The 12,313-nt window shown below is 51.8% G+C and carries 8 protein-coding genes; 1 reads left to right on the top strand and 7 read right to left on the bottom strand.

Annotated features, from left to right (window positions below; genetic code table 11):
• Positions 1-105: 105 nt before the first annotated feature.
• The 5 genes from rlmD to SACSAC_RS05930 all read right to left on the bottom strand — a co-directional run bounded on the left by rlmD (position 106) and on the right by SACSAC_RS05930 (position 4,440).
• Positions 106-2,112 (bottom strand): 23S rRNA (uracil(1939)-C(5))-methyltransferase RlmD, encoded by a 2,007-nt coding sequence (gene rlmD / locus SACSAC_RS05910; RefSeq protein WP_084777931.1) that lies wholly within the window; start codon positions 2,110-2,112, stop codon positions 106-108.
• 226 nt (positions 2,113-2,338) lie between these two features.
• Positions 2,339-2,614, bottom strand: a complete 276-nt coding sequence (locus tag SACSAC_RS05915; RefSeq protein ID WP_037284494.1) for a DUF7660 family protein — start codon at positions 2,612-2,614, stop codon at positions 2,339-2,341.
• 177 nt (positions 2,615-2,791) lie between these two features.
• Positions 2,792-3,016 carry a helix-turn-helix domain-containing protein gene (locus SACSAC_RS05920; protein WP_037284496.1) on the bottom strand — a complete coding sequence of 75 codons (225 nt, stop codon included), beginning with the start codon at positions 3,014-3,016 and terminating at the stop codon, positions 2,792-2,794.
• Between the two features lie 10 nt (positions 3,017-3,026).
• Positions 3,027-3,509, bottom strand: coding sequence for a DUF2975 domain-containing protein (locus tag SACSAC_RS05925; protein ID WP_037284499.1), 483 nt, complete (start codon positions 3,507-3,509; stop codon positions 3,027-3,029).
• 172 nt (positions 3,510-3,681) lie between these two features.
• A complete protein-coding gene (locus tag SACSAC_RS05930; protein WP_037284502.1) occupies positions 3,682-4,440 on the bottom strand; it encodes an SDR family oxidoreductase in 759 nt (252 codons plus the stop codon).
• A gap of 190 nt (positions 4,441-4,630) precedes the next feature.
• Here SACSAC_RS05930 and SACSAC_RS05935 point away from each other — a divergent pair, with 190 nt between their 5' ends.
• Entirely contained in the window at positions 4,631-5,281 is a 651-nt protein-coding gene (locus SACSAC_RS05935) for a TetR/AcrR family transcriptional regulator (RefSeq protein ID WP_051506901.1), read from the top strand.
• A gap of 98 nt (positions 5,282-5,379) precedes the next feature.
• Here the strand turns inward: SACSAC_RS05935 and SACSAC_RS05940 are convergent, their stop codons facing one another.
• Together SACSAC_RS05940 and SACSAC_RS05950 are read right to left on the bottom strand one after the other, a co-directional pair.
• Complete coding sequence (locus SACSAC_RS05940) at positions 5,380-6,075, bottom strand: hypothetical protein (protein ID WP_051506902.1); 696 nt, start codon at positions 6,073-6,075, stop codon at positions 5,380-5,382.
• Between the two features lie 1,089 nt (positions 6,076-7,164).
• Complete coding sequence (locus SACSAC_RS05950; RefSeq protein ID WP_169833750.1) at positions 7,165-11,934, bottom strand: S-layer homology domain-containing protein; 4,770 nt, start codon at positions 11,932-11,934, stop codon at positions 7,165-7,167.
• Positions 11,935-12,313 lie beyond the last annotated feature (379 nt).

Consider the following 12,313-nt stretch of genomic DNA (forward strand, 5'->3'; position numbering starts at 1 on the left):
GAAAGGCATTTTATTGGAAAAATAACCCTTTTTCATTATAACAAGCTGTGTCTATGCTGCATAGAAAAAAGCCCGAACTCGACAAGTTCGGGCTTCTCTTTCGTTTTATTTCTTTACCAACACCGTTACGCACTCCACCTGACTCGTCTGCGGGAACATATCCAGCGGCTGTACCGATTGGATCTCGTACCCGCCGTCCAGCAGCACTTTGCAGTCTTTCGCCAGCGTCGACGGGTTGCACGACACATACACGAACTTCTGAGGCTTCGTGCGCAGCACCGTTTCCAGGAATTTGCGATCCAGTCCCACGCGCGGCGGGTCGGCGACGATCACGTCCGGGCTGTAGCCTTCCTTCGCCCAGCGCGGCAGCAGGTCTTCCGCTTCGCCTTCGAAGAAGTCCGCGTTATCGCGGCCGTTGCGCTCGGCGTTGCGACGCGCATCTTCGACCGCTTCCGGGATCACTTCGATGCCGCGGACTTCGGCCGCGTAAGGAGCCAACCACAGACCGATCGTGCCTGTGCCGCAGTAAGCGTCGACGACCGTTTCTTTGCCCGTCAGCGCAGCCCCGGCTTTGACCGTCTCGTACAGCTTGATCGTCTGCTCCGGGTTCAACTGGAAGAAGGCGCGCGGCGACAACGTGAAGTTCAGGTCGCCGAGCGACTCGTTCATCGCTTCGTTGCCCCACAGGCCGATCGTGCGCTCGCCGAAGACTAGCGGCGTTTTGAACGGATTCACGTTGACCGACAAGCCGCTCATTTCCGGGAGTTCCAGACGCAGGCGTTCGATCAGATCTTCCTGACGCGGCAGCTCCGCCGTCTCGGTCACGAGCGTGACTTGAATCTCGCCGGATTGGAAGCCGTTGCGCACGACGATGGTACGCACGCCTTTGCGCGTCCCGCTATCTTTGATGTCGCTGCGTCCGCCGCGGCTGTCGCCTTTGGACAGCGGAATATTCAGGTCGCCGAGCACGGCCTTGACGCGGTCGATCGCGCGGTTGACCTGCGGATGCTGGATCGGGCAGCCGCTGATATCGACGATCTCATGGCTGCCGATCTCGTACAAGCCGGCGATGACTTCGCTTTTCGCGCCCTTAACGTCGCGGCGCTCCACTTGAAGCTGCGCCTTGTTGCGGTAATCCCATGGGCGATCCATGCCGAGCGTCGGCTTGATCTTCAGATCGCTGAGGTTCGCGTAACGGCTGAACGCTTCGCGCACGATCTCCAGCTTCGCGATCAGTTGGCCTTCGTACGAAATATGCTGAAGCTGGCAGCCGCCGCAGATTCCGTATACCGGGCAAGGAGGCTCGACCCGGTGTTTCGATTTCTTTTCGATCTCGATCAGCTTGGCTTTGATGAATTTCGCCTGGGTTTCCAAAACTTCGGCTTTGACGACTTCGTTCGTGATCGCGCCGTCGACGAACACCGCTTTGCGGCGGAAATAACCGACGCCTTCGCCGTTGATGCCGATCCGCTTAATCGTCACGACGATGCGGTCGCCGACTTTGACCTGCTCGGCGTCCGCCGGAGCAGCCGTCAGTTTGCCTGCTGCCGCATTGCCGTTCGGGTACGGATTTTTGCCCGCTGCCGCAGGATCGCGCTGCGCGCGGCCGCTTTGCGTTTTGCCCATATCGGTGCCCGATACCGGCGCTTTGCTGCCCGCGTAAGGCTGGCGCGAAGCCGAAGTCTCGCGCTTGGCCTTTGTTTTCTTTTGTCCGGATGCTTGCTTGGCCGCCTCGGCGCTCGCCCGTTCGCTTTGACGCTTCTCGTAACGCTCGCTCGGGCTCAGGCGTTCCGCTTGATCATTCGATTCGGCCGGGCGCGCCGATGCCGAAGCACGGCCTCGTCCTGCCGAAGCTCCGCGTTCGCTCCGTTCTTTGCGCGGAGCGGGCTTTGGCTCGCGCTGTTCCCCTGCCGAATCCGCGCGCTCGCCCTGCGGCGCAGGAACGGTAGCCGTGACCTGTTCGCTTTTTGCTTCTCTGCCCGGCAGCGAACTGCGCTTAACGCCCGGTTTTTTTTTACCCGAAGGACGGTTCTTCTTTTTTTCTTCCTTGGCCGTCTGAAGCTTGCGCTCCTTGCGACTGATTCCTTCTGACTTGCCTTTTTGCTCGCTCATGTTCGTTAACTCTCCATCTATATTAAAATTGGATACTGCTCGCACTCGTCCATCCAACGTTCGTCCGCATTGTTTCCGTGTTCACTATACCATTTTACCGCAAAAAAAGAACCTTTTCGTCACCGGTAGCGCGCAACTTTCGAATCTCTTCCGCCAGTTCGGACAGAGCCGATTCCGTTGCGCCCGAACGAAAAAGTTCCCTCGGATGAGCGTGAAACCTGATTTCTTACTCGTACCGTCCGGCCGCGAACAGCAGAAACGCCAACCGTTCCCACTCCACGTCGGCCCGGCGCGAAACCGCGGCTCCCGGCAAACGGCCTTCTTTCTCGTCTTGCTCGTGCGCCCCGTCCTCTACCCAGGAAGCAATACTGAGCAAATAATCTTTCAATGTAACGTTCGCCCAGTCTTCCGGGTTATGCTCCAAATCTTGCGTCAATCGATGGACAAACGCGATAAACTCGTCTCTTCCCGTTACTTTCGTCAATTCCTCATGAATATTCATTGCCGTTCCTCCTGTCGCCTCTGCTTATTCCTAACTACCTTTATCGGATAAAAATCTTAGGTTAAGTAGAGAAAAAGGGCTATTCATGAAAATATGCAGTCCGCTTCAAAGCAAATGACCCGCCTTATTCAGGCAGGCCGTCGCGCCGATCCTTTATCTTCCATTTTAGTTCGCGATTCAGCTTTCCTCGTCTTCGCTATCCGATCGGTACTCCAACAAATCGCCCGGCTGGCAATCCAGCGCTTTGCAGATCGCTTCGAGCGTGGACAGCCGGACCGCTTTGGCTTTGCCGTTTTTGAGAATCGACAGGTTCGCCATCGTAATGCCGATCCGCTCGGATAATTCGGTCACGCTCATTTTCCGCTTCGCCAGCATCACGTCGATATTAATGATGATTGCCATGAAATCCTCCTCACACCGTCAGTTCGTTTTCAAGTTGGATCGCGATCGCTTCCTGAAGCAGCTTCTGAAGCACCGCGGCGAATACGGCGATAACCAGGCAGGCGAAAATGATGACCATGCCGATCACGATAATCCCCGGCGCGTCGTCGCGTTCGGCCATCAGGTAGAATAGCGGCATTCCGATCGCGAACAGCCCGCCTACCCCGATGCCGCAGTATTTGATCCTTTTCAAAGCCTGCACGGCAAGATCCGAAAACGCGCGCTTGCGCTCGATATGAATCAACAGCTTAAATGCCTCTGCCAGCGCAAAATAGAACGGAATCGCCGTCGCGTATAAATCGATCCACACCCATATCCGAATCGAAGTATACTCCGGGTACAGCTCCGCCGCAAAGTTTCCGATATTCGGCACCACGAAAATGTAGATCGCCAAAATCGGAAGCCCGATCAGGACAACCGCCGCCTTCAAAAAAAGTGTCGTGCCTCGTTCCATGCTTTTTCCCTCGCTTGTCTGTGGATTTGCTTCGATTGTAGCGTATAATTTATCGTTTTACAATAAATAAATAATGATAAATGATAATTATATACTTTTAAGCAATAAAAAACTCTTCCGGCAGAAGCCGAAAGAGCTTGGAATTCACATTTATTCGGAATACGAGATGCGATCAGTAAGCCGTCCAGCCCGCATCCGCCGCCAGCGTCACGCCGTTGACGAAGCTGGAATCGTCGGAGCCGAGGAAGAGCGCCACTTTCGCAATCTCGTCCGGTTCGCCGACGCGCGGGTTCAAGCCCATGCCGGCCATCGCGCGCTGCGCGCCGAATTCGTTAGGCTGCCCCATCGAAGCGGAGATATTCGTAGCCACGCCGCCCGGCGCGATCGCGTTGCAGCGAATGCCTTTTACCGCGTATTGGAAGCCGACATTTTTCGTCAAGCCGACTACCGCGTGCTTGGATGCCGTGTAAGCCGCACCCGCGCGCGAACCGTTCAAACCGCCTGCCGAAGCCACGTTGACGATGACGCCCTGCCCTTTTTCCAGAAAGATCGGGAGGGCTTTGCGGATAGCGCGCATCGGGCCGGTCGTGTTGATCGCGAAAACGCGCTCCCACAATTCGTCCGTCAAATCGCCTGCCGGCGTAAAGCCGTCCATGATCCCCGCGTTGTTGACGAGAATGTCGAGCGTGCCGTATTTTTCGACCGTGCCTTCAACGAGCGCTTGAATATCGTCCTCGGACGCGACATTCGTTTTAATCGCGAACGCTTCGCCGCCCGCGTCCTTGATCTCTTGGACTACTTTTTCCGCCGCTTCGAGATTAATGTCCGATACCGCGACTTTCGCGCCTTCCGCCGCATACAGAATCGCAATGCTGCGCCCCATGCCCGATGCTGCCCCCGTTACGATCGCCGTTTTGCCTTGAAGTTTCATGTTTGCGTCCTCCCGCGTTTGAAAAATGGCTTTTCGTCAACAAATGTTCATTATCTATTACTAAATTTAGTATAATCAATCATAGATAACGCATTCAATCGGTAAAAGCAGACCCTTTTGTTCGTTAATAAGCATCTGCTTGCTTTGCTGTTCATTAACTTATTTTGCTGCTGAAAAGGAGGACTTCCAGATGACCGATCCTGAGTCCGAGACGGCTGCGCCGGAGTCTTTGTCGCATGTCGACCGCCGTATTCGACGTTCCAAAAAGGCGCTCAAAGAAACGCTGATCGCCCTCATGCGCGAACGCGAGTTCAAAGACATCTCGATCACCGAGCTCGTGCGCGGCGCCGATCTGAACCGGGGTACCTTTTACAAACATTATCGGGATAAAGAAGAGCTGCTGGCAGAGGCGGTAGACGACGCGATGACCGACCTGATTGCCTCGTTCCGCGAGCCTTATGCCCATACGGATTACTTCGACATACGCAAATTGACCGCCTCCGGAATCACCATCTTCGAGCATGTGCATCGACACGCTTCTTTTTACGCGTTAATTGTGGAGTCGCAGGCTTTGCCCGGGTTCCCGGACCGAATTTGCGGCGTGATCAAAGAACTCAGCCTGCACGATCTGGAGGCCGCCGACATCAATCCCCGGATCGATCGCGGATTATATGCCGGATATCAGGCTTACGCGATATGGGGGATGATTTTGGAATGGATCAAAGGCGGTTACGCGCATACTCCGGAATACATGGCCAACCAGCTGTTGGAGTATATCCGCAGTCGTCCGGCGGGCCCGGACGTCGTGTATCGCAGCGATCGGAAAAAGACGCAGGATTAAACGGAGAAGGTTCCTTGATTAAGCAAAAATCCCCGCAACGACAAGAGTCGGCGGGGATTATTTTTATAGAAGAGCATAGGGGAATTTCGAGAAGAAGGCTAGCCGGTTCCCGCTCTGCGTCTCATCTTGGGTTTAGTTTGGGAAGGGATATACGGCGACACGCTCTGATCCATGCGGGTCATCCAAATGTAAATCAGCAATCCGAGGATCGGGATCAGTCCCAACAGGGCCATCGCTTGAGGCAACGAGCGTCTGCGAGATCCGGTGTAGATCGCATATACGGACAATAACGTCAGCAGCAAGAAGTCCAAAGTCATGACGTTGACGAGCATCGATGTGCCGAACGCTTCCCTGTACACGCCGAGATCGCCCAGCAGAAGTCCCCATCCCATCACAAGCAGCGTAACGGTAAACAGGATGCCGTGCGTGATCGAAGATTCCGTCGCTTTGCGCAGTCCTTGCGGATGGCGCAGATCATGCGAGCCGGCATGCGTATTCGAAGTAAGGATATAGTACGGCAGTAAAGCGAACGCACCCAATCCGAAAGACAAGATTACGAACAGCCAAGCCGGAACGGCGCGATCGTCATGTCTGAGCAGCATGCAGGCAAACGCCATCGGGAACAGTCCGAGTAAGCTAAACATGGCAAGCAACGACGGCTCATCCGCTTGAAGCGTCAGCAGCGGTCTCAACCACGGGTCCTCCCCGCCGCCCGCTCCGGGCGCGAAAAACAGCGCATACACGATGAAGGCCAGCCATACGACGAGCAGCAGCACGCGGGAGATGCGGGTCATGGCGGTCACACCTTTCTATGGGAAATGGGCGCAGGGAGTCGAAATGGAGACCTGCTTCCTTCTGAAGCGGCTCCTTCCCCTTTATTACCCGAAACGACCCATCCTGGCAAGCAAGCATTACAAAAAAGATGAAACAAATGAAAAGAAAACGAAAAAACACCCGCGCAGAGGAGGGTAGCGCGAGTGCTTCGGTCTTGCTCGAAACCTGGAATCGGGGGGGTGGTTTCGGCGGGGTTACCGACAGAGAGAGAGTTGGGGTTCTCTGCCGGGTTGCAACGAAATCAATATAGCACACGGTTCTGAACATTTTCTGAACAACCCCCGACTTTTTGGTCCATCACTATGTGTGGATGAAAAGTTTAGGGGCGCGTCAAGCGACTATTTTCGGTCGATGACTCCGTCCTGATGAAAATAGGTTCCCGCGCTAAGCGACTCTTTTAGGTCCATCACTATGTGTGGATGAAAAGCTAAGCGGATCTCAAAGAGAGCAAATCAGCTCTCTATCAACAATCAAAAGAAAGACGTTAGCCGAACAACCGGCTCAAACGTCTTCCAATGTTTTGAACTTGTAGCCTTTGCCTTTGTCTTCAGCATCCAAATCCTAATAAATTCCATCCAATCTAACCGAACAGGCGCGATTCGAAGAAGATAACGTGTAACGGATCGACAGAACGCTTAGCGCCTCGAATCAGGGAATTGAGATTTGTAACGGATCGAGGGAACGCTTAGCGGTGAAAAAGCTGCTTTTCGTGCCGACTTCATCCACTTTTTCTATCTAAGAGTTCCTACGATCCGTTACAAATTGCAGATCCCGAAAATGAGTATGCTAAAGGATATGCAATCCTTTAGCATCAGATCCACGGACAAAACGCTTCGTGAAAGAGTAGTTGAGACGACGAAGGGGTCGCTCTTTTCGCGCTCAACCCTCAGATGCTACTAGTCGTCTAACTTCAGGCCTTCGGCCTCTAAGCTTTGTAACCCCCGATCCTCACATAAAAAAAGACCGGGCCGCAGCCCGGTCTTCTCAACTTTTGCTTCTAATTTTGCTTCTGTCTTTAATTTTATACTGCAATTATTGTATTGAATTTCTTACCGCTGCATCGAAGCCGCGCGAACCGCATCGTAAGCCCAATACGTATCCGCCACGTCATTCCACGCCGCCGCGCCCGGCAGAACCATCGAACCGTCCAGCCCGATCAATCGGTTAATCATCGTGACCGCTTCGGCGCGCGTCACGTTTTGCTCCGGCTTGAAGCTGCCGTCCGCATAACCCGTCACCACGCCTGCTGCTTGCAGCTCCGCTGCCGGAGCCGCTGCCCAATGGCTTGCTGCCAAATCGCTGAATCCGGCCGCTTGGATACTTGCGTCCAATCCGCTTTGCGGCAGCAGTTTCGCCAAGGCCGCAGCCAGTTCGCCGCGCGTGATCGACGCGTTCGGCTTGAACGTGCCGTCGCCGTAGCCCGTCATGATGCCCGATGCCGCAGCCGGTCCGACGACCGTGGAAGCCCAGCTTCCGTTTTTCACGTCGCTGAATGCCGACGTGCCTTCCGTCACGCCCGTGATCCGGCCGACGATTGCCGCCAGCTCGGCGCGCGTGATGTTTTGCGCCGGTTTGAAGCTGCCGTTCGCGTAGCCCATGATGTAAGGCGATGCGATCAGCGTGCTTCCCCAGTTGCTCACGTTCACGATCGTGAACGTACTGAAGTGGTTCACCGTGATTTCCAGCCCTTGCTTGCCGTCTTCTTGAGTAACCACTTTGCCTGCGACCAGTTGCTTCGTACCGTCGCTGTGCTCAATGTAGACACCCAGCTTTTTCTGCTGCTGCGCCGTGAAGCTACTGCCTTCCGGAAGCGGCAGGGTCAGCGTTACCGGACGGCTTTGCAAATTCGTTTCGATCGTCATCGGACGGCCGACAACGGTGATATCGCCGCCGTTCGCTGCGGTTACGATTTCTTGATTGCCCAGCGCGCGGGATTGAATCTCGCTGCTGGTCGCCGTGCTTTTCACCGGAATCAGGCGGAAATACAGATCGTCCGTCAAATCTGTCAATGAGGATGCCGGTACGCTGATGCGCACGTTCGGGTTCAGGATCACCAGTTCCACGCCTTCGCCGACCAGCGTGTTCGAAGCTTCTCTCGGTACGTTCACGTTCCATTCCGAGATCTCGTCGGCGGAATCCGGCAGAACGATGGCAGCCGTTTTCGATCCGCTAGTTTTCAACAAATCAATGATTTCCTTGGCTTTAGCCGGAGTCAGTTGCAATTGATCCTTCAGCGAGCCGTCGTTGCCGCGGGTACGCGTGATCGCCAGCGAAGCGACAACCGAACCGTTGCTCGCTTTGTTGTTTTGCACATTTACGTTAATCGTCGTCGTGTTCGACGGCGCTGCCGGCGCGCTTGGAGCCGGAGCCGATGTACCGCCGCCCGTCGAAGGGTTCGAAGGCGTCGTCGGTACAGTCGGCGTCGGCGGCGTTTGATCTTTGGCAAAAGCTTTGAGCGTCGGGTAGCCGCCGCGTTTAGAATCTTTGGTTTGCAGCGTCCAGATCTTATTAAAATCCCAACCTTCAAACGATGCTTCGGTTTTCATTTGTACCGTAGTCAGCTTTTTAGCCAACTCCGAAGTTTCGTTCGATTGCGTTGGGAAGGTGCCGTCCCAATAGTTGGAGACGGAGCGAATAGCATTCGACTCGTAACTCGGACCTTCAAATGGCCAAGCTTCGCCAAACATATTCATACTGTTGAAGCCTTCTTCAATGCTGTCGATATGCGAGAAGGTAACGATTTCTGAAGAACTATAGTTATTTTTGAAAATGATCGGATTCACCGAACTTGTCGCTCCGCTCGGCAAGTAAGAGATGTAGCTGGCTTCTCCGACAAAGCCGCCCGAAGCCATATTCATGCCGCGAGCCAAAAAGCGTGGTGCATCAGGCGTTACTTTGGCCCAAGCATAATTGTTGGAGATTGAATGATCGCCTTTGGAACCGTTGATACGCAACGAACCGACCAAACCGCCCAATGTACCGTAACCTTCCACGTTTCCACGGAAGTAGCTTTCGCTTACCGTACTATCATATATTTGCCCAATCAAGCCTCCTGCGTATCCGTTGCCGCGCACAGACCCTTCGATACCTACTTTTTCGATAATCGACTGAGTCGCGGAACCCGCCAATCCTCCTCCGAGTTGCGATGGAGCGATATCGACATTAGTCAAACGGAGATTGCGAACAGTTGCATTATTCAAATAAGCAAACAATCCTCCGTCAAAAGATCCGCTTTGTTCTCCGTCAACCTTCAAACCGTCGATAGCGTAACCGCCACCGTCGAAGAAACCTGTAAACATTTGTCTTTCGTTACCTAACGGCTTCCAAGAAATACGATCTTGCGTATTCAAATACTGGTCCAACTTCTCTTTGGAAATGTTTTGGCTCAATAAATACTTGCCGTTCAGGTCATCGCGGATATGATCCAGATCAGCCGGCGTCTTTACTAAATTCCAAGTCTTTCCGTCCATTTCTTTTTGCTCGTAGACATATTTATTCGGACTCTCCAACTTCACTTTGTCCGACGCCCGCGAAACTCTGGACGTTCCTGCCGAATTGGAGGCTTTTACAGCAAACCTATAAAATTGATCATTTTGAAGATCGGAAACTGTATAAGTGGTCGAAGTCACACTTGCGGCCACTTCCACCCACATATTCAAATCTTCAGGCGCATATTCGCCCTGGAATTTATAAACGCTATAACTTGCTGCACCGTTCACGGCATCCCAGTTCAATTCCACCTTGCCGTTTTTGATTTTAGCCGTTACATTTTGCGGTACTTCTGGAGCAGCAATCGGCGCCGAATTTTCGTCTTGATAAGGTCTCAATAGAGGATAAGAAGAATTCGAGGAATCTTCCATCATCCAAACATCATCAAAGTTCCAACCTTTATCTGCGAATGTTGCTTTTGTTTGCATTTCTCCGTTTGTAAGACCGTATCCGTACAAAGAAGTTGTTTTCGCGTTTACGAATGTGTCTGTATTCCAGAAATTATTAATGAAAACGACTTCCAATGGTTGCTCATCTTCAGAACTTCCAAATTCCTCCCATTCTTCTATAGCATTTTGTACATGGTCAAATCCGATAAAGGGACCTACCCATGTTAATTCGGCTGAATCGTTTATTCTAACACGGCTCAATGTATTTGCTGCATAATTGTTGATGATCGTAGGAACCTGGATTTGATCTTCCTTGTCGTAAAAGCTGCTAATAGCACCAATAAATCCGCCGATCGCTTCATTTGAAAAAATCAGGTCTTGATTTCTGGGTTGATTATTAACGATTACATCGCTCTGCGTGTAATTGTCGTATAAAACGGTCCCGTGCGTCATACTCAAGTCGCCAATGAATCCGCCAATCGAAGCGGTGCCTACGACTTTGCCCATTACCGCGTTTTGACGAATGTCTCCGCCTGATACTTCACCGGACAATCCGCCAATATCGTAAGTGCCGTATATGCCGACTACATCTGCTTGAACGGCATTATAACGAATTTGATCGTAAACGCTCTCTCCAATCAATCCTCCCATGTATTTGGTGTTGTTCCCGTTCTCCCAATATGCCTCTGCCACACTCACTCTACCTGTTACTTTATTATTAATATAAGTGCTGTTTCCGGATTCCCCGACCAAGAGACCTAAATATCGTTGGCCTTCCACTTGTCCTTGGACTCGAACATTCTTGACTTCCGAATCGTACGCTTCTCCGGCCAAAGCTCCGATTCGACGTTTTCCTTTTATGCTCACGTCGGTCAAAGAAAGGTTTTGTACCGTTGCACCGTCCAATTCTTCAAAAAGTCCGATCGTACTTTCTTCGTTTTCGGTCATGGTAAACGTTAAGCCTGAAATCTTATGATTCCCGCCGTCAAACTTGCCCGAGAAAGCACCTTCGTTTCGTCCGATTGGATCCCAACCGTTCGTGCTGATTGCGGCTCCGGACAAAGAAATATCTTGAGTAAGCAAGTAATTCGCTCCCAGATCGTATTGTATATGGGTTAAATCGTCTATGCTTTTCACAAGATTCCAAGTGTCTCCGTTCGCATCTTGAATCTGCTCATACATGTTGTTTTGTGTAAGCTTTCGAATACGTTCTTCATCGCCGATATAAACGCTTCCCGACGTTGGATCGACGGCTACGCTCGTCGGATAGAAAAAGGAAGAAGTCGAATTCGTGATGGGTAGAAGTTCTTTATTCAAAAGATTGACTTTATTCACTTGATTGCTACCCGCATTCGCGATATATAGCAAATTGTTTTGATTATCCAGCGATATGGATTGCGGATTGTCTAGGTTTTCCGCGATCACTTCTACGTTTTGCGGATCCTGTAGACTGACCTTGACGACCCGATTTAATCCGGCGTCCGATACATACAGATTTGTACCGTCATAAACCACGTCCGTAAGTGTCGATCCAGACTCCTCGAACGACTTGATTGCGATTGCCTTATACGACGCAGAAGACGCCTCTTGAATATTCGTGTCGGAGTTCGCTACATTCATTTCCTGGAACTCGTAAGAGTTAGATACGTTTTCGTTCGTTTCGCTTTCTTCTTCGCTGCTGGAGGTACTGCCGTTGCTCGAATTCGAACTTTCTTCAACAGGACTTTCGCCGCCTGCCGTACCGCTTTGCTCATCGTTATTATCTTCTTCATCCGTCACGCTCATTGTGCTGTCAATTTGCTGAGTGGTATCGGAATCGTTGTCGGTACTTTCTTTTAATACCAATTTCCAGATTGTTTTATCACTACCGCCTGCAACGTACAGCGTGTGATGATCGCCCGCATCAATTCCCTGCGGATCTGCGATAGTCCCCGGATCCAACAAAGGCGTCCCAGTCATATCGCTTTTGATAGAAAACTCGTATACATTATTGCTTTGCGAAAGATCATCTTTTGCTGTTCCAAAAATTTCAGAGTCCAAATTTTCATCCCAAGTTCCCAAAACTAAATCTTTGACAGCTAATGGTCCCTTGTCGCCTTTAGTCTGTAAAGATAAAAAATTAGCCGAATTGTCAATGTCAGGAGTCAAATAAACAGTATTGTTCATATAGTCGCTGAATCCCATCATAGTAGAAGACCCGTTACCGTTTTTGTTCGGTGAAGTTTTTAAGAAGATGCCTCTAGGTTGAGCTGGATATTCCTCACCGTTTGGAGTAATAACGTTCACTTTTTGCAAAGTCATTCTATTTGCGTTTTGACCC

Origin of the sequence: Saccharibacillus sacchari DSM 19268, from assembly GCF_000585395.1 — a bacterium.
Lineage (GTDB): Bacteria > Bacillota > Bacilli > Paenibacillales > Paenibacillaceae > Saccharibacillus > Saccharibacillus sacchari.

Coding starts and splice junctions, on each gene's coding strand:
- rlmD (WP_084777931.1), bottom strand. CDS start 2,112: ATGAGCGAGCAAAAAGGCAAGTCAGAAGGAATCAGTCGCAAGGAGCGC.
- SACSAC_RS05915 (WP_037284494.1), bottom strand. CDS start 2,614: ATGAATATTCATGAGGAATTGACGAAAGTAACGGGAAGAGACGAGTTT.
- SACSAC_RS05920 (WP_037284496.1), bottom strand. CDS start 3,016: ATGGCAATCATCATTAATATCGACGTGATGCTGGCGAAGCGGAAAATG.
- SACSAC_RS05925 (WP_037284499.1), bottom strand. CDS start 3,509: ATGGAACGAGGCACGACACTTTTTTTGAAGGCGGCGGTTGTCCTGATC.
- SACSAC_RS05930 (WP_037284502.1), bottom strand. CDS start 4,440: ATGAAACTTCAAGGCAAAACGGCGATCGTAACGGGGGCAGCATCGGGC.
- SACSAC_RS05935 (WP_051506901.1), top strand. CDS start 4,631: ATGACCGATCCTGAGTCCGAGACGGCTGCGCCGGAGTCTTTGTCGCAT.
- SACSAC_RS05940 (WP_051506902.1), bottom strand. CDS start 6,075: ATGACCCGCATCTCCCGCGTGCTGCTGCTCGTCGTATGGCTGGCCTTC.